Raw genomic sequence first — 24,222 nt, 5'->3', positions numbered from 1 at the left:
TCCTGCGCCCGGCGGCGCCGTGTCGGTGGTCCTCACCGCCGATGGCCGCTCCCTGCCCTCCGTGCCGTCCTGGCTGGGGCCGCCACCATTCCCTGGCGGCTGGCCCGATGCCGTCCGTTCTTCCTGGTCAGTCCCATCCACGCATGGCGTGGATCTACTGCCGGCCGCGATCGTGCCGATCAGGGTCGGCACCTAGCGGCGCTGCGTGCCGTCGTCGCGGCTGGCCTGCGGGAACTGGAATGCGCTGTCGGCGTCGTAGCCGCTGTTGGCGGTAGTGCCACGGGCCGGCGGCGCTACGCTGCTGGTGCCGCTGCCGAAGCCCAGAATCTGCACGCTGATCACTGACGGCTGGTTGCGCCGTGCGTCGTCCTGGCTCTTGCGCATCACGTCCTGTGCCGCCTGGCTGGCGCTGTTGGCTGCCGCACTGGCCGCGGCCAGCGCATTGACGTTGACCGATGCCAGCACCGGCAGACCCTTGCTCTCGCCCTGCACCTGGATGTTGGCCGCGTTGAGCACCTGCAGCGCGGCCAGATTGATGTTGCCGGAGACGCGTATACCGGCCTCGCCCGCATCGATGGTGCCCAGCGGTGCGATCAGATCGACGTCGCCCGGCGGCACTTCGGCGATGGGGTTCAAGGTCGCGATGCCAGCACCGCTGGCCGGGGCCTGCGGCGACAGGATCACATTGCCCCAACCGTCATAGACGCGGCGCGGTGGCGTGTACAGCAGGGTCGTGCGCGAACCACGACCGGCATTGATGTCACCCTGCTCCGACCACGCCAGGATGTCGCCGCCGAACGTGGTCATCACCCGCGACAGGCCCAGCAGCACGCTGTCCTGGCCGAACAGCCGGATATCGCCCTGCCCTTGGGTCACCAGTCCGGCACTGGCCGGGGGCACCACGCCCTGCACACCGATCACGATCTGCCCACCCGGCGCCATCAGCTCGATGTTGCCACCCGCTTCGGTGCGCACGCCGGAGCCGCCGTACATCACGATGTCGCCGGTACGGTCGATCGTCGCGCCGGTCGCAGCCTTGTCTGGCATCAGCGTAGCGATGGCCTCTCGCCCACGCAGGTAGGAGCCGAAGCGGGGTCCTTCTGCATCGGTATATTCCCGTCCACCTTCGCGCAGCTCGGCGTAATAGATCTGGCGCAGGAAGATGTGCTGCTGTTCCTGCGGCAGCGCATCGAAGGCAGCCAGCGCCCCGTCGCCGTCGGCAGCCACGCCGAAGCGCTGCTGCAGCCACTGCTTCAGTTCCTGGTCGTAGACCTTGACTGCCTTGCCCGGCTGCGACGCAAGCGATTGCGCGGGATCGGCAAGGTTGACGGGGTCCAGATAGCGGGCACGCAGGGCCGCGAAATCGATCTGCTGGTTGCCGGCCGTCAGCGCGATGCTGGCGCCGGGACGGGTGTCGCCCTGCACGATGCCACCGAGGCTGACGATGCTGCCCGCATCCTCCTGGCGCAGCTGGCGGCCGGCACTGATCTCGGTGTTGCCGGGGCCGGCGACGGTCGCGTTCAGATGCACGACGTCGCGGCCCGCCGCTGCCACCGTGATATCGGTGGGCGCGGTGTTCAACGCGGTCATCGACACCCCGAGGATGTCCCGGCCTGCCCGCAGTTGCACGGCGCCGGCGGCCTCGAACCAGTTCAGCTGGGTGCGCTGCCCCACGTTGGGATCCAGCGTGCGCCGGGCGCCGGTGGCCAGACCGATGATGTCGCCCTGCACCGCGTAGAAACGGCTCGGCGCCAGGGCCGCAGACACGGAGGACAGCGGAGTATTCGGACCGAACGCAAACAGCGGAAGCGACGCGTCCGGCGATGCAATGTTGCCGTCGACCGACAGGTTGTGCCGCGAGCGGGTCACATTGCCGCCGGAATCCCCCAGCTGGGCCAGGAATGCGGGGTCGAAGGGTCCCGGCAGGCGCGCATCCGCGCCCGAGCGCGCGATCTGGGTCGCGCCACGTTGGGCGAAGATGCTGCCACCGGCCAGCACGTCCAACCGTCCCGTTGCCGAGGGTGCCAGCAGGATCACATCCTGCGTCCCCGGCGTGGCGCTGATCCGGTCCAGCTTGATGTCGCCCTGCGCAGCAATGGCGCTGAAGCGCGAAGGATAGAGCCAGTAATTCAGCAGATCATCACCACCACGCACATCAAGCTGGACCTGCTCGCGCCACAGATTGCTGCCGGTCACGTTATCCAGCCCGGCGAGGCCTGGCGCGAGGTCACCACCGGCACTGAACAGATCCACGGCCGTGCTGGCGGTCCACAGGGAGAACCACGTGCTGCCTGCAGCGCGCGCGCCATCATCCTGCAGCACCGCGCTGTAGTTGGCCAGCGGAACCCGGCCTGCATCGGCGACCCCGCCAAGCACCACATCGCCCCGTGCCTGCAGCTGCGCGACCGCATCGCCCAGCACCAGCACGGGTCCGCCCATTGCGCGGGCGGCGTCGGGCGCAAACAGGTCTGCGGCGCGCTGCTCACCCAGCGTCGCGTAGTTTTCCAGGGTGACGCCCATTGCACCGATGCGCCCGGCATCGAGCTGCAGGCTGCCACGCAGATTGCTGAAGGTACCGTTGAGGTCGAGATTCTGTCCCGCCCTGGAGGGATTGAGGCTGGAGATCGTCGCCTGCAGATTCGGATTCAGTGCGCCACCGATGCGCAACCGCAGGTCGCCGCCACCGGTCAGGTGCAGCTGGCCATTGCTGACGCGGCCGGTCGATCCCACCGCCGCGATGATCGCGCCCGAGCGTGGTGCGCTCAGCGAGCCCAGCGCGTCGCCGATCGGATCGCGGACGCCGGCATTGCGCCCGGCCTCAAGCGTCAGGTCGCCGCCACCCAAGGTGCCGAAGCCGGTGAAGCCGACCATCCGCGGAGAGGCGCCAGCGGCAGCGGACACGTTGGTGTAGGTACCAAAGTTCACCCACCAGCTGGTCGGCACCGGCTCCACGCCGGTGGTGCTCCCGGTTCCCTGCCGCCACAGCCAATTGCCGACCGCGGCACTGGAGTACAGCGCCCAGTCGCGCTCGCTGGTGCCCGACTCCGCGCGCGCTGTCCAGGCGTCGCCGACGATATCGCGCCCGGCTTCGACCCGCAGGTTGCCACCATGATCGGGATACCAGGCCTGGTAGCCTGCGATCGCTGCGTCATAGCTGCCCGGCACCAGGTTCGGCCCCAGCAGTGCGGTGTTCCAGGGAGCCGCTGCACGGGGCGAATTGAAGGCAGCGTCGTGGCCCCCACCCAGCGCGGTGGGAGTGCCGGCGGTGTAGACACCGAAGCCTGACTTCATCACGACGTCACCGGCAGCGAGCAGTTCCATGTCCCCCTTGCCGGTGCGCAGCACGCTCCACGCCGGCGTGCCCGCGCGCTTGCCGTAGGTGGTCACTTCGGTCTGCGTGCCGCCGCCGGCGCAGTAGGTGGGCGCGGTACTGCAGAACTCGTCTTCGGTCATGCCGAACATCGCGGCGAAGTCCTTCGCAGGGGTGCCCACGTAGGTCTCGTCACCCCAGTAATCCAGCGAGCCCTGCGCGGCCACCTGGCGGGGTGCCGGGCCGCAGTAGTCGGCCGACATCGCGCAGAACTCATCTTCGGTGAAGCCGAACATGTCGGCCAGCTCTGCGATCGGGCGGCCCGCATAGGACGTGTCGCCGATCCAGTCCAGCGATGCCCGCTCGGTCAACGCACGATCACCCACCCAGATGATCTCGGTCTTGACCGTACCGATCGAGCCCTGGTGGGTATCGGCCAGCACCACGCTGCCTTCGCTGCCCCAGCGCCGGCTGCGTGGATCGGCCGCCCCGGCATCGGCACCGGCAACCACGGTCAGGTCCCAGGAGGTGGTGCCCTCGGCCAGCATCGGCGCCAGCGCCCAGTTGCGCCCCTGGTTGCCGTTGGCATCGGCCGGCCTCAGATTCACCGGCGCGTCGCCGGGTAGCTCCACCTTGGTCAACGAGGGAATGTACGCGCCCACCTTGAGCGCGACTTCCCGTGCCAGGCGCAGCGCAACCGGCAACACCGCGCCGGCGGGCCACTCCTGTGCCGCCACCTGTACCGCACTGCGCAGGCGGAAGCCGGCTCCCAGCCGCGCACCTGCCGCCAGCACCAGCGGCTCCTGCAGCACGGTGCCCGCGGCCAGCGTCTGCCCGGAGTCGGTGGTCACTGCCGCACCCAGTACAGTACCCGCGGGCAGGCGCAGATTCTGCGAGATCACCATCGGCGCGGGCAGCACGGTACCAACCGGAAGCGTTACCGATTCGACCGGCACGTCGTAGTTCAGGCGGGTGCCGGCCTGGAACTCGGTGCCGGGCTGCAGCTTCACTCCGTCCACCGGCACCACCAGGCCGCTGCCGAAGGGGGTGTGCCCCGCGCTGCCATTGCGGCCCTCATACAGCTGCCAGCCCCCCTCATCCGGCGTGGGCGGTGGCGGTGCGAAGCCATCGTTGATGCTGCCGTAGACGTTGATGTTGCCTTCGGCCCGCAGCACCAGCGAGGCCGATTCGCCGAAGCCACGCCGCGATGGATCGGCGCGGTTGGCTTCGGGTCCGTAGCGGTAGCCGGACAGATCGATGTCGCCGGCAATGGTCAGGTCGCCGTCCGGGTTGGCGTCGCTGCGCCGCGCCACCACCTGCACGCCGGGACGAAGGCGGACATCACCCAGCGCGCGCGTGCGCTGCTGCAGGTCCGGGTTGCCCAGCGCACCATCGACCCACGCCACGCTGTGCGGATCGACCACCTGGTCCAGCCACTGCTGGGTAACCAGCTGCGCGCGGTTGCCGCGCACATCAGCGGTGCTGGCCAGGGGCGCATCGTCGTAACGACGGACACCATTGAGCTGGATGTCGGCCGCGCCATCGATGCGCAGGCCATTGGCCGCGGCAATCGCCGCGTCGTTGCTGCCCACCCGCGGCACATCGATCTTCAGCGATCCCCGCGCCATGCCGTCGTTCTGTCCAGCGCCGTCGCCGACGGCCACGCCGCTGCCGGCACGCAGGTCCAGGTGCGCCGCGCTGCCCAGACCCACGGCGCCTTCGGCGCTGCCCAGCGTGATGGTGGCCCGGTTCGGACTGTCGATGATCTTGCCATGGCTGTCCACGCGCAGGCCGGTACCGTGCGCGTCCAGCGTGCCGTCCACCTGCAACTGGTCGCGGGCGTACAGGCGGATGCTGCCGACCTGCTCGCCGCTGGCATCGATGCGGCCGGCCACGGTCAGGCTGCCCGCGTCGACACTGATGTCGACCCGGCGCGCCTTCACTTCGTCGCCGATCCGAAGATCGCCTTCACCGATCTGGAAGCTGCGGCCGCCGACGACACCGCCGGCGGTCAATCGCTGGTTGAGGCCGGCGAAGTCCTGCAGCTGGCGTGCCCGCACCACCAGTTCGCCACCGTCGTAGGGCACCAGCGTGCCGCCGGCATCGTAGCGGCCACTGGCGGCACCCTGCAGAACACCGGCCAGATCGGCTTGGCCGGCCATTGCGGTGACCGTCAGGCGCCCGCCGCGGTTGTTGCGGGCGGAAACATCGATGCGGGAGGCCGCATCGGTGCGGATGTCACCCGTGTCGGTAGACAGCAGGACATCGCCGCCCCAGCTGAACTTGTCCACGTCGTACAGCGGGACCTTGCGCCCGGCCAGATCCAGCGCGGCCCGGCTACCAAGCGTGATGCCCTCGCGCGCGTTCGCAGACAGCCGTCCTGACGCCAGCGCGATCGTGCTGTCCAGCGTGATCCGGTTGGCGTCGATGCTCAGCTCGCTGCCCAGTGCATCGCCGCCCGCCTTGCCGGTGCCCCCCTGCAGGCGGAACTCGCCGCCAGTGCGCACGCGCAGCTGCGCGGCGGGATCGGCGGTCAACAACGGGGCATCGATGCCGAGGCTGCCTCCGCTGTACTGCCAGCCCTTGTCGGCCAGATAGTCGCCGCGCTGCTGGAACACGTCCAGCGTGCCCTGCGCGGAGAACGACAGCTGCTCCGAAGCACTCAGGCTCAGCGCACTGAATCCGAGCACCTGCCGGTTCGCAGGTACTTCAGAGCTGGGACGGCTGAATGGTGCCCGCCCGAGCTGCAGCTGGCGGGTGACGAGGTCCAGCTGCCCGGCGCCGAGCCGGTCCACCATCGGATCGGCCGGCGGCACCGACGCGTCGCTGCCCGGCGCCTGGCTCGCCGCCAATGCGCCGTCCCAGACCAGCGTGTCCACCAGGATGCGCGCACGGTCGGTCGCCGCGCCGTAGCCGCGGATGGCCTGCGCACCCAGCACAAGCGTCTGCAGGCCACTGCGGCCGGTGGCACTGTCGCGCGCGTCCAGGTCGACGCTGCCGAACAGGTTGACAGACTCCCGCGCGACCAGGCTCAGCGTGTCCAGCGCCGGCGCGCCGGTGGCATCATTGCCGCGCAGCAGTTGCTGCAGCACGGACTGGTTCATGGTCATGCCACTGGGCAGTGCCCCTGCCGCAGCGGCCTGTGCGATCGCTTCGGCACTGCCGAGGTTCAGCGCCGCCATGCTCAGGCCGAGCTGACGGGTGCCATAGCTGACCGAGTCGCGCATCTGCAGCGTGCCATCGGTCGCTACCGCGATGCTGCCATCGGAAACCAGCCGGGCCTGGCCGTCGCACGCCGCCTGGCACCCCCCGATGTCGATCGCCACCGGACCGGCCTCCACGCCCGTGGTGCCGGTGATCAGGTTCAGGCGCTGGTTGGACACCGCCAGCAGGCCGCCGGAGACCTGGTAAGGCAGCGTCGCGCTGGCACCCGCGTTGGCGGTTGCGAACGGCAGTGTATCGAGGGTCGCACCGGCCTCGACCAGCACGCCGCTGCCACCGGAGGCCGCTGCCACCAGCACTTCCGGTGCGTTCAGGGTGACGCCGGAACGGATCGCCACACTGCGCGCCTGGCCGGTCACCGCCACCTGCGAGGCCTCCTGGCTGAACTGCCCGCCGATGATCATCCGCGCAGGCAGGAAGGCATTGAGCGCGTCGTCGCTGAAGGTGGCGCCGCGATCACGGGCCTGCGATTGCGCGCTACCGTCAACGATCTCCAGTGAACCGACCGCCGGGCTCGCCAACGTGGCTGCCAGCGTGCCGCCGCGCCCATTGTCGGTGGCGGCGCCGAACCGCGCGGTGCCGGCGAAGCGGATGGCAGGCGTGTCTGCACGACCTGCACCTTCGCCCAGCGCTAGGGTCAACCCGAGCGCATCGATGGTCTGCCAGCCACGCGACTCGCCGCGGCGGTCGGCCACCGACTGCGCGAAGCTGTTGTAAGAGGTTTCGTTGTAGCCCGAGTGCCGGCGTACCACTGCGGCGGGCGTCAGCAGGATGTCGGTGAGCAACGGCGAGATTGCCGCGCCCAGCGCCGTGCGCTGCTGCCCGGACACACGCCAGGTGCCGGTGCCGGTCGCAATCGGTTGCACGATGCCAGAGGTGCCGGTAGCGCCCAGCTCCACCCGGAATGCACCGGGCTGCAGCGCATAGCTTGCCGGCATCAGCGTGTAGGTGCCGGCCGCCAGGCCGGGCACGCCAGCCGGCACGGTGATCTGCTGGCCCACCGCCGGAGCTGAGAATCCTTCTTCGCCGCTGGGGGCGAACGCCTCGGCGCGTCCCGGTACGATCGCGTACACCGGGTTGCCCGACGCACTGAACGCGTAGCGCGGATTGGCGTCGGCCAACGCCGTGCGCAGCACGTCGACGGAGCCGCCGCGCCCGGACACGAAGGCGGCACCGGTCAACTCACCACCGCCGGACATGTCCAGCAGTGCCCCCGACGCCACCTCGATCTCGTTGGCCTTCAGGGTCACCCCCATCGAGGAGATGCCGGCCGGCGCCAGCGAGCTCAGGCTGCGCGTGCCTACCCGCCAGTCGACACCATCGACGGTGCCACCATAGGGCAGCGACAGGCCGGCACCGCTGGTGGAGGTAACGCTGCCTGGCAGCAGTTCCACCCGGCTGCCGATGGTTCCGTTCTGGATCAGGCCGCCCAGCTGCAGCGTGCCCATCGGCGCCTGCACGTTGCCGCCCTGCTGCACCGTGGCGGCCACCAGGCAAAGCGTGCCCAGCGCCGATTCCGGCGCCGGCTGCGTGGCCGCACCTGTGCCGTGGATTCGCAGCACGGCAGCTGGATCGGCCCAGTAATCAGCGGTCTGCACGGTCTGCGCCGAAGCGCCGGCCACCAGTGTGCCGACCGCGCCTGCGGTGGGGTACAGGCGCGCAGCGGTGACGTCCATCGAACCGGCCGTCATCAACGCGCTGGTGTTGCCACTGCTGGCAATGCCGTTGGTCAGGCGCACGTCACTGCGGCTTTCCAGCGCCACGTGGTCGAACCCGGGCAGCCAGGTGACGTCGCGGATGTCGATCAGCGCGGCCTGCACCGCCAGCGCGTGATCGTCCGGCCCGGCCGAAGCGACCGCCGCAGTGCCCTGCAGGTTCTCGCCCGCCAGCTGGCCCCAGCGCGCCTGCGCCAGGCGGACGTAGGGCGCACTCAGCCGCAACGCCGACGACGGCCCGGCATCCACGGCCATGCCCAGGCTCGAAGTGCCCTGGCCATGGATGCGCAGGCTCTGGGCCAGGCGCAGGTCGACATCGCCAACGGCGCGGATGTCACCGAACACGGACAGGTTGTCGAAGCCGCCCGCCTGCAGCTGCTCGACCGACAACGCGGCGTGGCCATACTCCAATGCGGCCGGCAGTGGCTGCACCGGTGCGCTGTGCTGGCTGAGGGTGATCGCACGTGCCCGCAGTACCTCCTCGCTGGCGCTACGTGCATGGATGCTGCCGCCGAAGGCCAGCCCAAGCGTGCCACCGCGTGCGCCGGCACCACCGGCGGCCGCGTCCATTCCGCCCTCCAGATACAGCGCATTGGCCGAGCGCAGCACGATCTGCCCGCCGTCGCTGTCCACGCGTACACGGCCTTGGCCGTCGATATCCAGCTCGGCCGACGCCCCCCGCGCCTGCAGGCGCGCGCCGCGTTCGACCACTACGAACGCTTCCGGTGGTCGGTTGTCGACGAATGCTGCGGTCTCCCAGTCCAGCGCCCCGCCGATCTCGATGCGTCCACCCGCGCGCACCTGCCCACGCAGACGGCCGCTGGGATCGGGCAACGAGATTGCGTCTGCATCGGCATCCAGCAGCGCGCCTTCGGCGAAACGCCAGGTGCGTTCGGTGCGCTGCCCGGCGTACAGCGCATTCTGCGGACGCACATCGTCGATCACGATACGGCCGCCCTTCGCAAGCAGTGTGCCTTCAACATCGATGTTGCCTGCACCCAGCAGCGAGATCGTCTGCCCTGGATCGACCGCCACCAGCGCATCCTTGCCGACCCGCAGGTCACCGCCCACGCTGTTGCGGTCCGAACGCAGGCTGATACTCGCACCGGCGCGCTGGCTGACGCGCCCGTTCGACGGATCGGCGCTGTACAGCGGCACATCCCACGCCGCCAGTGCGGACGCCCGATCGGTTGCCATCTGCGCGTCCTGGGTCAGGCGCAGGCCTGGCAGGGCAGCGACCAGCCGCGCGCCGTCGGCCACCGCCACGCCTTGGTGGCCGTTGATGTCGTACTGTGCGAAGCCACTGCCGAACAGGCCGGGATCCAGTCGCAGCGACGCGTCCGCCGGGTCCGCATCGCCCACTCGAACGCGGCCACCGGTTCCCAGCGAGAAGGCACCACTGCCCTGTCCTCGGCCACTGAACCGGCTCCCCTCGCCCAGTTGCACCCGGCCACTGCCGTCCGTCGTAACCGTGCTGCTGTTGGCCTGCAGGCTGACGCTGCCCCCTTTGCCGATGCGGCCTTTACCGCGCAGGTCCAGCGCGGCGCCGGCCTCGACGTCCACCGTTGCCTCGGCGCCCACGACCACGTCATGACTGTTGCTCAGGCTCAGGCGGCCGCCATCCGTCCAGGCACCGCTGGCGTCGAGCGGCATCGCCAGTGACGCGTTGCTCCATTCACCGGAGAGATCGATCCGCGTGCCGCCGGCAATGGCGGTGCGGGCGCGGCCATCGTGCAGCAGCGCCGTCGGCCGCCCCTGGACATCCAGCAGGTTGCCCGCCGACAGCTGGCCGCCGGCAATGCCGATGTCGCCTGCCAGTTCCACCTCGCTGCCGGTCAGGTTGAGCTGTCCACCTGCCTGAAGCCGAAGGCTGCCGTCGATGCGGATGCGATCGGCGGTCGCCAGGTCGATCCGTCCCCACTGCTGGGCACTCAGCGCTGCGAAATCCAACCACACCGTGTCACGCCGCTCCTCGTTGACCGGAGCCAGCAGCGACCACGCCGCCTTCGCCGGAGCCTTGTCATCCAGGCGCACATCCGAGCCGAACACACCACTGCGGCCCTGGCCGTCGTAGCGCCCCAGGTACAGCTGCGCATTGCGCGCCACTGCCGTCTGCGCCTGCGCATAGCCATCCAGCGCGGCCTCCGGCCTGCGGTTCTGCTGCGCGCCCTGGAAGGTGGTCGTCTCAACCTTCCCATCCAGCACTGCGGTCGGTGCGGAGACGATCAGCCGACCTGCATCGCGGCCGACGGTGTATCCGTTATCGACACGCTGCGCCGCGAATACGATCGGATCACGGAAGGTCTCAGTGATGCCCCAGCGCTCCTGCTTTACTTCATGGCCGCTGTACAGGCCATCGAACAGCATCTCCGCCGGCGCCTCATCAAGGCGGTAGACCTGGCCGTCAACGCCGCGCACCCAGCTCTGCCGGACCACGCCGCTCTGCACATCCAGGCTGCCGCCGGCAAGGTTGATGCGTGAGCCACCGTTCGTGATCACTTCCCTGCCACCCAGCAGGACGGTGCCTCCCTGCGCAGCCCACTCGCCGATCGAGTGCCCCTGGTTGTCGAGGTAGCCACCCACCTCCAGCAGGCCGCCTGCAGCGTACCAGCGCTCCCCCTCGTAGCCCCCGGTACCGGCCGGAACGTGGACCAGCCTGCGGCGATCGACCCAGACTTCACTGCTGGTCAGCTTGCCGCTGTCGCGGTTGTCCAGGGCATCGCGCAGTTCGTTGCCCTGCACCTTGACCTGGACATTGTTGCTTTCCATCGACACCTGCACGCCCACTGCGCCGGACACGTCCACGCGCGCGGCGTCGTCTACGTAGCTGCGGGCCGCCGCATCGGCGATGATCTGGCCGCCCGTGGCAACCGTCAGCGAATCCCTGCTGAAATGGATGTTGCCACCCGAGACGATCTCCACCCGCGACTGGTCCCGGCGATCATTGTGCTGGGACAGATTGTCGAAGGTTGCCGAGCGCGCGCCAGCGCGGATCGCGTCCTGCTCTGCCGACTCCTTGATGAGGCTGTCGCGCTGCGTATCCAGCACCGTGGCCTTGCCATCGTCCTCGATCAGCACCGCCGTAGTGGCGCCATCGGCCAGCGTGACGCTGCTGCCGGCATCACTGGCCGAGGCCAGAAGATGCACGGTGCCGCGCTGTGCGAGCGTGGTGCTGGCCACGGCCACACCGGCCTGCTCGACGCTGCGCCCGGCCAGAGTCACGTCACCCTCAAGCGCGCGCAGCAGGCCGGTGTTGCGCACGCTGCCAGCCGTGCTGCCGGCGATGAAGCGCGGCGCGATCTCATTGCCCCGGGTGGTGGAGCTGGTGTTGGTGGCCGTACCCACGCCGCGCCGGATCACGAAACTGTCTCCCGCAGCGAGCTGCACCTGGCCCTTGCGCGCCTCGATATGGCCAGCATTCTCCACGCTGTGCCCGGCCAGCAGCACGTAGCCACCGCCGCGCGTCGCACTGGTCGGCTCATGGGTCGCGATGCGGGCACCCTGCTCCACCATCACCTTGCCGAATGCATCGCTGAGCGTGCTGCTGCTGGCGTCGGGGCTGTACAGGCCATTGTCGCGGAACTGCGCATCGCTGATCCGTGCTGCAGCCGCCAGCAGATTGCGTACATTGACCTGGCTGTTGTTGCCGAACACCACGCCGTTGCGGTTGGCGACGAACACCGTGCCATTGGCCTTCAGCTGGCCCAGGATCTGGCTGGGCCGCGCCTGCGGATCGTTGACGCGGTTCAGTACTGCCCAGTCAGGGTGCTGCAGGAAGTTCAGCGTTGTGTTGCCGCCGATGTTGAAGGTCTCCCAGTTCAGGATCGCCTTGTCCGCGGTCTGCTCGACCGTGACCTGCACCCGCCCGTCGCTGCCCTGCGACTGGATCGCCTCGCGCGCATTGAGCCAGCCACGGGTCAGCGGATTCTGGTCGACGCTCAGGCCGTCCTTGCCGAGGCCATCGGCAACGATGAAGCCAGCTTCGCGGCGCGCCTGCCGCGCCTGTTCCTGCAGGCGCTGCTGCAGGGCAATCGCCTGCGCCGCCGTGCCAAGATTGTCGATCGACTGCTGCAGCTTCTGCCGTGCTGCGTCCTGCTGCTGGGCCGGCAACTGGAACTGGATCGGCACGCCGTTGGGCATCCGGCCACTCTGTGCCGCGCTGCCCTGGGCCGCGCCTCGTTCGGCGAACCAGCCCGGACTGAACGCCTGCTGCGCTTGGCTGGCCGGGGCCACCATGCTCCCCAGTGCGACTGCGATGGCCCACGCCATCGGATGATTGCGGCGCATCGACGCGGCCGGACGAACAACGGACGGGAGCGGGTGCGACATCGGAACCTCATCAACCTGGTGGGCCGCGGCTGCGGCGACGATCGGGGAGACACGCGCAACGCATGCCCTGCCACTGATAGACGGTTCACGTGGCACGAAACCGACAGCGAAACACTGCGGCGGCGGCACCGTCGCGTCAAGCAGGATTCAACCGGTGCTGCGGATTACAGCGGACGACCGATGCCGGCGCAGGTGCTGGGGTTGTTCAGGCCGGCCGTGCTGCTGGCCAGCACGAAGCGGTTGCGGATCGCATCGCGCCACGCCTTGGTCAGCGGGATGAAGCCGTGGTCGGTGATCGACTTCTCATACGCGACGGTGTAGGTCGCCGGATAGTGGCGGGCCAGGAAGCCGCGCAGGCTGGTGGCGACGCTCGAATCCTTGTAGCACTGGCCGATCACCAGGTTGGTGTAGCCGGCGATCGGATAGCCAGCCGACGGGTTGCCGAACACCGGCACCCAGTTGGCGGGGTTCTCAGCATCGGTGCCGGTCGGCGGAGCGACGGTGTCCAGGGTGGCCTGCACGCTCACCTGGTCGGGCGAGAAGCCCTTGACCTTGGCGACCTTGGTCGCATCGGTCAGGCTCGGGATCACGTCCGGGCCAACGTAGCCGATACGGCCTTCAGCAGCGTAGACCGTGTTGTACAGCGAGGTGCCACCGGTGGCCGGGGCGGCCACGAGGAACGCCGGCAGGTTGCCGTTGGCATCGCGCTTGTACAGGTCGGCGAAGGTCGACTTGATGGCGAACTTGCCTCCCACCAGCTTCGAGGTTTCAGCGTTCTCAGCGGCACAGGCCGCGGTCAGGAAGCGGCTGAACATTTCACTGGTACCGCTGCTTTCCGCGCGGTACACCACCTGGATCGGGCCACTGCGGTTGGCATCGATGGTCGACCAATCGCTGATCGCACCCGAGAACACGCCGCAGATCTGCGCCACGCTCAGGTCCACCGCCGAACCGGCCTTGTTGAACGGAATGGTGACCGAGGTGGCCACCGACGGCACCTGGATCAGCGCGCCGTAGCGGTTGGCGTTGGTCGCCTGGTTGAAGTTGGTGGTGTAGTTGCTCAGCTCGGTGCTGCTCAGCACCGAATCGCTGCCGGCGAAGTGCACGGTGCCGGTGGTCGAGAACAGCGCCGAGTTGTTTTCCAGGAAGGCCTTCTTGCCGGTACCCGAACCGGTCACGGCGTAGGTGAAGTTCGCCGGCAGGATGCTGTCGGCCGAACCCTTGTAGAGGTCGGCCGGCAGCGAGGCACCGCCGCCGGTAACGGTCTGCGCCGAGGCGGCGCCCACGGTAGCGAGCAGCGCGGTGGCAACCAGCGCGGCCAGGGTCTTGTACTTGGTCATGATCTTCTCCTGAAGGGTTTACTGCGAAGGGAAACGCCAAGGGAGGAACGGTCACTACACGCCTGCTGCCGCCGAGGGCCTCCCAGCCCACTCTGCGGCGACGGGTCCATGCTGGTCCGCGCCGATGACAGGCCGCTTAAGAAACCTGTGGAAGATCGGAAAAAGGTGTGGAGGATTGTGTGGAGAATCGAAAGCGTGCCGCGCTGCGCGTTGCGCATCACTGCACCAGCTGATTCATTTCCATGATCGGCATCAGCACGGCCAGCACGATCGTCAGCACCACGCCACCCATCACCAGGATCATGGTCGGTTCCAGCAGGGCGGTCAGCGCCATCGCGCGACGCTCGATCTCGCGCGAGATGGTCTGCGCGGCGCGATCCAGCAGCGGCGCCAGCGAGCCAGTCTTCTCTCCGCTGGCCACGAGATGCACCAGGATCGGCGGATACACTTTCTGTATTTTCAATGCAGAACCCAACGCAGCGCCTTCGCGTACGCGCGCGGACACATCATCGGCGCAGCGCGCCAGCAACGCGTTGCCCAGGGTCTGCCGCGCCGCCTCCAGTGCACGGAGAAGCGGCACGCCGGCATCGAGCAGGATCGCCAGCGTCGAGGCGAAACGCGCACTGTTCACGCCCAGCACGAAGCGCCCGACCATCGGCAGCCGCAGCAGCATCGCGTCCCAGCGCAGGCGCAGTTCCGGCCGGCGCAACGCCAACCGCCATGCCACCACCAGCGCAGCGATGCCGAGCCCCACCCACATGCCCCAGCTGCGCACGAACGCGCTGGCGGCCAGCATCACCTGGGTCAGCATCGGCAGCGTCTGCCGCGCCTGCACGAATGCGGTCACCACCTGCGGCACCACGTAGCTGAGCAGGAAGATCACGATCGCCACCGATACCAGGCTGATCGCCGCCGGGTAGATGAAGGCGGTCAGTACCTTGGCCTGCAGCGCATTGCGTTCCTCGATGTAGTCGGCCAGACGCTCCATCACCCGCGCCAGATCGCCGGAATCCTCACCTGCACCCACCAGCGCCCGATAGATCGGCGGGAAGTCGCGTGGCCGCGCGGCCAGTGCCACGGTCAGGCGCTGGCCGGCGCGCACGTCGGCGCGCACAGCGGTGAGTGCCTGGGCCACGTGCGGGCGCTCGGCCTGTTCGATCACCGCACTCAATGCAGCTTCCAACGGCAGGCTGGCCGCCAGCAGGCTGGCCAGCTGGCGCGTGGCCCAGGCCAGCTCGCTGGCCGACAGGCGGCGAGCGCCCCAGCCAGTGCCTGCACTCCGCGCCGCGCTGACCTGTACGGGTGTCAACCCGCGCCCACGCAGCAGCTGGCGAGCACCGCGCGGGCTGTCGGCATCCAATTGACCTTTCTCGATGCGGCCCTGCGCGTTGGCAGCCTGGTAATCGAACAGTGCCATGCAGGCCTCAATCGTCGCCGGTGACGCGCAGGATCTCTTCCAGCGTGGTCACCCCGCTGTCGACCCAGCGCTGGCCGTCCTGCCGAAGGGTCCGCATGCCGGCCCGCCGCGCCGCCTCGCGTAGCGCAGGCTCACCCTGCCCTTCATGGATCAGTGCGCGTACCCGGTCGTCCACCACGAACAGCTCATGGATGCCCGTGCGTCCGCGATAGCCACTGTTGGCACAGGCCGTGCAGCCCACTGCGCGCCATACGGTCCGGCCTTCGCCATCCAGCTCGGCACGCCGGCACTGCGTGCACAGCCGCCGCACCAGCCGCTGCGCCAGCACACCGCGCAGCGACGAGGCCAGCAGGAACGGTTCCACGCCCATGTCGGCCAGGCGGGTCACCGCCGAGACCGCATCGTTGGTGTGCAGCGAAGCCAGCACACCGTGCCCGGTCAGCGACGACTGCACCGCGATCTGTGCGGTCTCCAGGTCACGGATCTCGCCGATCATGATGGTGTCCGGATCCTGGCGCAGGATCGCGCGCAGTGCGGTGCCGAAGCTCATGCCGATGCGCGCATTGACCTGGATCTGGCCGATGCCGGCAAAGTCGTACTCCACCGGATCTTCCACGGTGAGGATGTTGCTGGTGCTGCTGTCGAGCTGGCCCAACGCGGCGTACAGCGACGTGGTCTTGCCGCTGCCGGTCGGCCCGGTCACCAGCACGATCCCATGCGGCTGGCGGATCAATCCGGTGAACGTGGCCAAGGTGTCATCGGCCATGCCCAGGCGCTGCAGCTGCAGGCGGCCGGCATCCTTTTCCAGCAATCGCAGCACGGCGCGCTCGCCATGCCCGGTCGGTACAGTGGAAACACGGATGTCCAGCGGCCGCCCGCCCACGCGGATCGCGATGCGCCCGTCCTGCGGCAACCGCTTCTCGGCGATGTCCAGGTGGGCCATGATCTTGATGCGCGACACCAGCGCCGCGTGCAATGCGCGCCGTGGCTGCACCATGTCGCGCAGGGTGCCGTCCACCCGGTAGCGCACTACTGAATGGGTCTCGAATGGCTCGATATGCAGATCGCTGGCGCCATCGCGCGCGGCCTGTGCCAGCAGCGCATTGATCATGCGGATCACCGGTGCATCGTCCTGCGCATCCAGCAGGTCGGTGACCTCCGGCATGTCCTGCATCAGCCGGTCCAGATCGACTTCGCTTTCGGCGGCACCGACCACGGCAGCGGCATCACCGCCGTCACGGTACTGCTCACCCAACCGCTGCTGCCAGGTCGCGGCATCCAATGCCTGGAACGGAAGCGGGCCATGCCGCCGGCGCAGCTCGGCCACGGCCCACGCTGCGGTATCGTCCGTTCCCAGCAGCACCGGCTCGCCACCGGCTTCGGTCAGCATCACGCCGTGGCTGCGCACCCACGCGTACGGCAGCGGCACAACGGCGCTCACGGCCCGATCACCAGTTCCGGCGTGTAGCCCAGCCCGCGCAGCTGCTGCAATGCCGGGTCCAACTTCACCGGATCACGCGGCAGCCGCACGCGCAGGCGTTGCCCACTCTCGCCCGGCGTCGCCTCCGCGTAGGCCTGCAGGCCCAGCGCCCGCACCTGCGCCACGCCCTGGCTGGCACGGCTCGGCTCCAGCCCCTGTGCGAACTGCACCAGCTGCGCATCGCCGTCACCGGCCGGATACAACGCTGCCAGGCTGGTGTTCTGCAACGGCTGGCCGTGGCCATCGCGCGCATTGCCCTGGCCGAGTACCGACAGGTCCTGCGGTGGCAGCTGCGGCGCCGACAGCGCGGGCAAGGCCCAGCTCTGTACGGGCTGCGCGCCGGCCTGCGCATTGCGCATGTAGTCGTAGCGGTCGCGGGTCAGGCGCTGTCCTGCGGCCGGGTCGCGTACCACGTGCGGACGCAGGAACACCATCAGGTTGGTCTTGGCGCGCTTGCGCGAGTCGCTGCGGAACAAGGCACCCAGCACCGGGATCTTCCCCAGCCCCGGCACCGCATCACGGCCGTGGCTGACGCTGTCTTCCAGCAGGCCACCGAGCACCATGATCTGGCCATCGTCCAGCAGCACGCTGGTATCGAGTGCGCGCTTGTTGGTGATGATGCCGGCCGTGCTGTTCGCGCTCTGCGCGTCGATGCTGCTGACTTCCTGGTAGATGTCCAGCTTCACCGTACCGCCCTCGGAAATCTGTGGGCGCACCCGCAGCTTCAGGCCCACGTCTTCGCGCACGATGGTCTGGAAGGGGTTGTTGCTGCCGCCGCCACCGTCGGTCACGTAGCGGCCACTGACGAACGGCACGGTCTGGCCGACCATGATGCTGGCTGCCTCGTTGTCCAGCGTCATCAGGTTCGGCGTCGACAGGATGTTGGCGCCGCCCTTGCTCTGCAGCGCAGTGGCCAGCGCCTTCATGTTGAGGATCTGGCCGACACCGGGCAGATTGATGGTGCCGTCGATCACGCCGATCTTCAGGCCATCCTTGGGCAGCACGTCCAGCGTGGTACGCGCACCGGTATTGAGCCCGCTACCGCCGGTAGCGCCCCCGAAATGGGTGCCGCCAAACGTACGGCCGTTGCCCAGCATCCACTGCACGCCCAGCTCGGCCGCGTCGGTCTGGTTGACCTCCACGATCAGGCTTTCCACCAGCACCTGCGCACGGCGCTGGTCGAGCTGGTCGATCACCCGCCGAAGGTTGCGGTACACCGGCTCCGGCGCCGAAATCAGCAGGGTGTTGGTGGCCACGTCCGCCTGTACCGAAATGCCGTTCTGGCTGAAGCCGGTGCTTCCTGCATCGATCGGGTCGCCCCGGCTCGGGTCCAGCCGCTGCGATTCCAGCGCATCGCCCCCGGGCTTGGCCTGCTGCGGCTGCGACGTCTGGGTGGGCGTGGGACGGTTGGCGTCACCCGGCAGCGGGGTGATTCCTTGGTTGCTGCCCATTGCCGGTGCATCGCTCTGTCCGGCTACCACGCCACGCAGCACACCGGCCAGCTGGTTGGCCTGGGCGTTGCGCAGGTAGACCACATGCAGGTTGCCGGACTCGTCCTGGGCACGGTCCAGCTTTTCCACCAGCTGCCGCGCCAGGCGGGTGCGGCCCGGGCTGCTGGAACGCAGCAGCACGCTGTTACTGCGCGGGTCGGCCATCACCACCACCTTCTGGCCCGGCTCGGCACCCTGCGCATCCAGCAGCGGTGCGACCATTGCCGCCACGTCCACCGCAATGCCCTGCTGCAGCTTCACCACATCGGTGTCCATGCCGGCGGGCGTGTCGACGCTGGCGATCACCCGCGCGATGCGATCCAGGTTGTCGGCGTAGTCGGTGATCACCAGGGTGTTGTTGCCTGGATTGGCGGTGATCGGATTGTCCGGGCTGATCATCGGCCGCAGCACAGCCACCAGCGCCGCCGCATTCTCATAGCGCAGCGCAAAGGTGCGCGTGGCGATCTCGCCCCCTGCACCACCGCTGCCCACCCGTCCACCGAGCAACTTGGCATCGGCCTGCGGCACCACCCGGCTGACGCCGCCGTTCTCGACCACGGCGAAGCCACGCATGCGCAATGCGCCCAGCAGCAACTGGTAGGCCTGGGTACGGCTGACCGGGCCATCGGAAACCACCGTCATCTTGCCGGTCACGCGTGGGTCGACCAGGAACTGGCGCCCGGTGAAGCGCGCGGCCATGCGCAGCACGCCGCCGATGTCGGTGTCGACCAGGTTCAACTGCACCGGTTCATCGCGGGTGTCCTGCGCCAGCACGGGTGCCGGCGCGTGGCCCATGCACACGATCAGCGCCAATGCGGCACTGCAGGCAAGGCTGCGCATCGCCCTCATGGATGGGCACCCGCAGTTGCCACCATCACGATGTGTCCTGAAATCCGTGCCGCCGGCATGTTCGCATCCCCTGTGCGTGTCAATTGCAGCTGCTGCAACTCGATGGCCGGGTCGGCCAGCAGCGGCAGCAGCCAGTTCCATAGCGCATCGGCGGGTACGGCCCGTACCTGCAGGTGCCAGCGCCCGTCGCGCGCTTCGATATGCAGGCCGTCGGCCAGACCGGCAGCCTTGATCTGGTCACGCAGCCCGGCCAGGGTCGGATGCTGGCCCTGCGCCAGCTGCTGGCGCTCACGCGCGCGCAGCAGCGGCGCCAGTGCGCGGGACTGCGCCTGCAGCCGTGGCAGTTCGGCCTGCCAGTGCATGCGCTGCTTCAGCAGGGGCTCCAGCCATAACGACCACAGGCCCGCTACCAGCAGCGCCACCACCATCACCCACAGCATCAGCCGGTCGCGCGGTGGCAGGCGTTGCCAGCGCTGCTGCAGGCCCACCAGCCCCTGGCCCAGCCGCAGGGTTCGGGTCGTCACTGTCCCGCTCCGCTCACCCGCAGGCGTCCACCGGTATCGCGCGCCAGGTGCAGTCCCTGCGCCTGCATCGCTTGCTGCCAGCGCTCAAGCCGCTGTGGATCGTCGGCCAATGCCTGGGCATCGGCGTCCAGCTCCAGGTACACCTGCCCGGGTTGGTAGTGCAGGCTGTGCACCTGACCCGCCAGCTCCGGAACCGCGTGCAGCGTGCTGGCGATCTGACGTTGCAGCGCCGGCAACGGCGGCGTCGGCGGTGGAACCGCAAGGGCTCGCCTTGCCTGCAACACCGGGTCCACCACATCGGTGACCTCCGGAAAGCGTGCGCTGAACTGCCGTGCCATGCCCTGCTGCAGCGCCTCACCCTCGATCCGCCAACGCGAGACCTGCCACTGCAGGCCAAGTGCAGCCAGCAGCACCGCCGCCAGTGCCAGGCCGATCGCCAATCGCGGCGCTTGACGGCCTGCGCCGGGCAGCGGCAATGACCAACCCGGCAACGGACCACAGGCCTGCTGCTCATGTGCAACGGCGCTGGCCGGCAGGCTGTCCGGCCACGCCGGCGGTACGCTGTCGATCCATTGCACGGCCCGCACCCCGGCCTGTTGCAGGCGGGGGGCCAACGCCTGCATCACCGCGGACGCGTCACGTCCGCCATACCATTGGACAAGTCCCCGATCGCGCCCGCTGCGCACCAGCAGATGCTCGCCGCTGACCTGCAGCGTGGCGTGGCCGCGCTGCCAGGGCAACAGCAGTGGCGTCGGATACAACGCCTGCAGCTGCAGCGCACACGAGGCCAGCAGCTGCTGCACCTGCGAGATGACCTGCTGGCCGAGCCAGGCCACCGGAACCGTACCGTCTGCCGCCTGCGGACCGTGGGCCAGCGCCACGTCCTGCAGGTCATCCAGCAGCATGGCCTCAACCTCACCCTGCAACGCCGCCTGCAGGCGGCGCCCGGACAGCGGCGGCAGCTGCAGTTCCAGCAGGATCAGGTCGTTCGGGTCAAGGCAGGCATGCACTGTGGCCCGCGGATGCCGCAGACCCAGCGCGGCCAGCGTTTCGCGGCCGTGTGCCACTACCTCGTCCTTGTGCAGCTGCGCCCAGTCCACCGCGCTGTCGGCGCGCAGGTGCGCCAACGGCGGCAGGCGCACCCGAAGCTGCACCGTCATGCGCCGATCCTCGTCCACACCCGTTGTACACGTACCCCGTCGTCGCGGTACTCGCGCCAGAGCAGCGCGCGAAAATCAACCGCGCTGCCGTCAGCCTGCACCCGGCCCACGGCCAGGAACCACTCGCTATGGATACCCAGCGGAAGCACGGCCATCTGTTCGTTGCTCAGTTGGAGTCGGTTGGCGATGTCACCGCGGTTGAGCAGCCAGTGGCCGGCGTCGCGCTCAGCGAGCAGCGCCTGCAGCCTTGCCGGTTCCACCGCAGGCGCCACCGCCTGCAGGACGCTCAGGTCGCAGGTGTTGGCGTTGACCAGGGTCTGCGCCGGCAACACCACTGTGCGCCGCACCAACGCCTGCAACGCCACCGGGTCAGCGCCGACCAGCGCCTGTTCGATCAGTGATTCGCGCGGCAGCGGTGCCTGCGCCTGCACATCGCCGTCGCGCAGGCGCGCCTGGATGTGGTCCACCGCGGATGCGCAGGTGCCCTGGCCCAGCCCCTGCCCGGCGCACAACGCGACGAACGCGCCCCGCGCCTCGGGGTCCGGTCTGCCCTGTGCCAGCAGGTTGCGCAGGTTGAACATCGACTGCGCATCGACCAGTTGCAGCTGCACCGGCAATGGCGCCTGCAGTTCCAACGGGCGCGCCCAGCGCCCGCTGCGCACCGTGGTCAGCTGTTCCTTGACATCCTCACGCAGCTGCTGCGCCGCACGCTCCAGCGTCGCATCCACCGCCATGCGTACCTGTGCGCGCAACTGGTCGCCGCGAAGCGCGCGCAGCTGCGCCGACTGCCGGGTCAGCAGCGCAGTGGCAATCACGGCCACCAATGCCACCACCAGCAAGGCGACGATCACCGCCACGCCACGCTGGTGGATGCATGAAATCGAACGCGTCCGGGCTGCCATCAGCACGCCTCACAGCTGCCAGGAGCCGATGTCTGCGTTCCCGGCGTCGCCACCGGGCTTGCTGTCCGCACCCAGCGAGAACACATCGATGTCGCCATGAGTGCCTGGAACCTGGTACTGGTACGGATGGCCCCACGGATCATTCGGCAGGCGATCCAGATACGGCGTCACCGGCAACGCACCGCTGCCCTGCGGCGGCTTCACCAGCGCCTGCAGGCCCTGTTCGGCACTGGGATAGCGCCCATTGTCCAGCTTGAACAACTTCAGCGCCTGCATCAGCGCCGCGATGTCCTGGCGCGCCGCCACCACACGCGCCTGGTCCGGACGGTCCATCAGCCGCGGCACGATCAGCGCGGCAAGGATGCCGATGATCACCACCACCACCATGATCTCGATCAGGCTGAAGCCCTGCTGCCGAGCCCTGCGACCACCTGCCTGCCTTGCCATTGTTCCGCCCTCGTCATCCTGGAAGAGACCGCTGCACCATGGTCAGCGGTGCATGTGTCACTACGATAAACATCCGCCTGCGATTCGCTGCGCGGTTGCCTGTGCGGCCGCTCGTGCAGCCGGCGCGCGCGCCGCCTCGAACAGGTGAGGCGGCACGCTGGCCAGTGTTTCGTCGATGCATTCGCGCAGCAACGGATGCACGCATGCCTGCAACAGGCGCACGCACTGCGTCGGCGACCACGCGGTGCCGTGGTCGAGGCCAATGAACATCCGGTAGGCCTGGTGGTAGCGCAGGTCGTCGTACACACGCTGTGCACTGTTGAGATCACGCACGACCACCAGCAGCGCTGCACGTTGCAGCAGCCGCGCATCGGCTGCGCCAAGCGGCAGCGCGCTCATGGCCGCGTCGGGCCAGGGCCACAGCCGCAGGTCGAGGGCCTTTCGAAGTGCCGCCAGTGGATGCGCACTGCTGTCCAGTGCCGCCCAGCGTGCCGCATCCACCCAGGCGTCACTGGACAGCACCCAGACCCACGAGCGCCCGTAGCGCTGCACGTTCAGTGGCGTGTGCCGTGCCTGTTCCAGTGACTGGCTCAGGTGGCGATCCAGCTCCAGCATGCTGATCCTGCGACTGTCTTCCATCTGCGCCGCCCGTGCTCCGCGACGCGTGGTGCGTCGTACTCTGGAGAAGACGTCAGCAAGGCAGGTGAAGCGACACCGCGAATGCAACTCTGTGCACGGGGTGGCGTTTCATCGGCAACGTCATCGCAGCGTCATCCGCCTGCAGGCTTCGCGCTGCAGCCGCGGTGCGTCACCCCCACAACGGCGGGCCAGTACCGCCACGTCGCTGCGGGCAGCGAATGCGACCAGTGCATCGGTCATGTCCACGTCATCGCACCATGACGCCAGCGCGACGCGCAGTGCGGGCAGCTGCCACCCGTCCATCACCCCATGGGCGCCCGCCACGAACCAGTGCCAGAGCCGATGATGCAGCACCTGCTCATGCAGCTGCGTGAGATCGTCGATGCCATGGATGTCCGCCAACAGCAGTGCGCGTGCAAGCGCCGCAGGCGGCAGCGCCCCGGATTCGACCAAGGGCATCTCCTGCTGCTGCAGCCGCAGCAGCATCGCCAATGGGTGTGACTGCGGATTGAAGTCCAGCAGCACCGCCTGCTGCTGCCACTGCGCGTCAGACACCACGCACACCCAGGGCGAACCATAGCGATGCACCATCAAGGGCCTTCGCTGGGTGGTTTCCAGCAATGCAGACAGATTGCGACGCAGATCGAGCACACCGATGGTCTCGTTGCGCATCCTTGGCTTCTCCTCGCTTGCAACAGCCCTGCGCGGCGCGCACGGCCAGCGCCTTCATCTATCCAAGGACGGCGATGCCACCCGGAAAGCGACGCAGATCCAGCGACATCGTCAGTCGCAGCTGCTCCAGCGCCGCGTCCGGATCATCGATGCGGAAGCGGCCACTGACCGGCGCGCGCGCCAATGCCGATTCACCCAGCAGTACCTTGCCCCGCCGGTAACGGTTGATCTCGTCCACCACATCGCCCAGCGGTGCGCGGCGGAACACAAGCATGCCTTCGGTCCAGGCACTCACTTCCGAAGCTACGGCCTCGGCCACGACGCCACTGAGGCGCTCGTCGAACCGGGTCTGCTGGCCAGCCTGCAGCTGCAGGCGGCCCTGCGGGTGCTCGATACGGGCGCTACCCTGCAGGCAGGTCACCCGTACCTGGCCGTGGGTGTTGCGCACGTCCAGGCGCACCGCACCTTCATCGGTAATCACGCAACCCGGGCCCGCGAACAGCGCCAGGCGAAGGCCAGCGCCGGTTTCGATCGAGGCCTGGCCCTGCACCAGCTCGAAGCCTTCGCCCTGCGCGTGCGCGCGGCGACGCAGGCTGCTCTGCGTATCCAGTTCGATCTTGAGCTGCGGCAAGGGCGCGATCTGTAGTCGTTCACCTGTGCCGGTGTGGAAATCGGCCGCCATCGCCGTCACCGAGGGCCACAATCCCAGCGGCGGGCGGAGCGCCG

12 protein-coding genes are annotated in these 24,222 nt (G+C 68.7%); all 12 read right to left on the bottom strand.

Going from position 1 to position 24,222, the window contains the following annotated elements:
• Positions 1-192 precede the first annotated feature (192 nt).
• Positions 193-12,576, bottom strand: a complete 12,384-nt coding sequence (locus N5E02_RS02010; protein WP_279945785.1) for a filamentous haemagglutinin family protein — start codon at positions 12,574-12,576, stop codon at positions 193-195.
• 164 nt (positions 12,577-12,740) lie between these two features.
• Positions 12,741-13,916, bottom strand: a complete 1,176-nt coding sequence (locus N5E02_RS02005) for a substrate-binding domain-containing protein (protein ID WP_065196400.1) — start codon at positions 13,914-13,916, stop codon at positions 12,741-12,743.
• A 217-nt stretch (positions 13,917-14,133) separates the two neighbouring features.
• Complete coding sequence (gene gspF / locus N5E02_RS02000; protein WP_065177670.1) at positions 14,134-15,333, bottom strand: type II secretion system inner membrane protein GspF; 1,200 nt, start codon at positions 15,331-15,333, stop codon at positions 14,134-14,136.
• 7 nt (positions 15,334-15,340) lie between these two features.
• Positions 15,341-16,774: a type II secretion system ATPase GspE gene (gspE, locus tag N5E02_RS01995; RefSeq protein ID WP_053499838.1), complete on the bottom strand. Its 1,434-nt coding sequence runs from the start codon at positions 16,772-16,774 to the stop codon at positions 15,341-15,343.
• Positions 16,771-19,152 (bottom strand): type II secretion system secretin GspD, encoded by a 2,382-nt coding sequence (gene gspD, locus N5E02_RS01990; protein ID WP_235649226.1) that lies wholly within the window; start codon positions 19,150-19,152, stop codon positions 16,771-16,773. The genes gspE and gspD overlap by 4 nt, the downstream gene beginning before the upstream one ends.
• On the bottom strand, positions 19,149-19,676 hold the full coding sequence (gene gspM / locus N5E02_RS01985) for a type II secretion system protein GspM (protein WP_171956491.1): 528 nt from the start codon (positions 19,674-19,676) through the stop codon (positions 19,149-19,151). The genes gspD and gspM overlap by 4 nt, the downstream gene beginning before the upstream one ends.
• Positions 19,673-20,836, bottom strand: coding sequence for a type II secretion system protein GspL (gene gspL, locus N5E02_RS01980; protein WP_279945784.1), 1,164 nt, complete (start codon positions 20,834-20,836; stop codon positions 19,673-19,675). The genes gspM and gspL overlap by 4 nt, the downstream gene beginning before the upstream one ends.
• On the bottom strand, positions 20,833-21,738 hold the full coding sequence (gene gspK / locus N5E02_RS01975) for a type II secretion system minor pseudopilin GspK (RefSeq protein WP_032954238.1): 906 nt from the start codon (positions 21,736-21,738) through the stop codon (positions 20,833-20,835). Before gspK ends, gspL begins: the two co-directional genes overlap by 4 nt.
• A gap of 9 nt (positions 21,739-21,747) precedes the next feature.
• Positions 21,748-22,185 carry a type II secretion system major pseudopilin GspG gene (gspG, locus tag N5E02_RS01970; RefSeq protein WP_005416799.1) on the bottom strand — a complete coding sequence of 146 codons (438 nt, stop codon included), beginning with the start codon at positions 22,183-22,185 and terminating at the stop codon, positions 21,748-21,750.
• A gap of 60 nt (positions 22,186-22,245) precedes the next feature.
• Positions 22,246-22,800, bottom strand: coding sequence for a hypothetical protein (locus N5E02_RS01965; protein WP_279945783.1), 555 nt, complete (start codon positions 22,798-22,800; stop codon positions 22,246-22,248).
• 144 nt (positions 22,801-22,944) lie between these two features.
• Complete coding sequence (locus tag N5E02_RS01960; protein ID WP_005416804.1) at positions 22,945-23,496, bottom strand: hypothetical protein; 552 nt, start codon at positions 23,494-23,496, stop codon at positions 22,945-22,947.
• Positions 23,497-23,554: 58 nt separating this feature from the next.
• Positions 23,555-24,222: FecR domain-containing protein (locus N5E02_RS01955; protein WP_279945782.1), on the bottom strand; the 668-nt coding region annotated here is incomplete at its 5' end.

This window comes from Stenotrophomonas sp. GD03777, from assembly GCF_029842485.1.
GTDB lineage: Bacteria > Pseudomonadota > Gammaproteobacteria > Xanthomonadales > Xanthomonadaceae > Stenotrophomonas > Stenotrophomonas sepilia.
This window is presented reverse-complemented; position numbering and strand designations above follow the sequence as displayed.

Excerpts from the sequence above, each read along its gene's own strand:
- N5E02_RS02010 (WP_279945785.1), bottom strand. The coding sequence starts at position 12,576 with ATGTCGCACCCGCTCCCGTCCGTTGTTCGTCCGGCCGCGTCGATGCGC.
- N5E02_RS02005 (WP_065196400.1), bottom strand. The coding sequence starts at position 13,916 with ATGACCAAGTACAAGACCCTGGCCGCGCTGGTTGCCACCGCGCTGCTC.
- gspF (WP_065177670.1), bottom strand. The coding sequence starts at position 15,333 with ATGGCACTGTTCGATTACCAGGCTGCCAACGCGCAGGGCCGCATCGAG.
- gspD (WP_235649226.1), bottom strand. The coding sequence starts at position 19,152 with ATGAGGGCGATGCGCAGCCTTGCCTGCAGTGCCGCATTGGCGCTGATC.
- gspL (WP_279945784.1), bottom strand. The coding sequence starts at position 20,836 with ATGACGGTGCAGCTTCGGGTGCGCCTGCCGCCGTTGGCGCACCTGCGC.
- gspK (WP_032954238.1), bottom strand. The coding sequence starts at position 21,738 with ATGGCAGCCCGGACGCGTTCGATTTCATGCATCCACCAGCGTGGCGTG.
- gspG (WP_005416799.1), bottom strand. The coding sequence starts at position 22,185 with ATGGCAAGGCAGGCAGGTGGTCGCAGGGCTCGGCAGCAGGGCTTCAGC.
- N5E02_RS01965 (WP_279945783.1), bottom strand. The coding sequence starts at position 22,800 with ATGCTGGAGCTGGATCGCCACCTGAGCCAGTCACTGGAACAGGCACGG.
- N5E02_RS01960 (WP_005416804.1), bottom strand. The coding sequence starts at position 23,496 with ATGCGCAACGAGACCATCGGTGTGCTCGATCTGCGTCGCAATCTGTCT.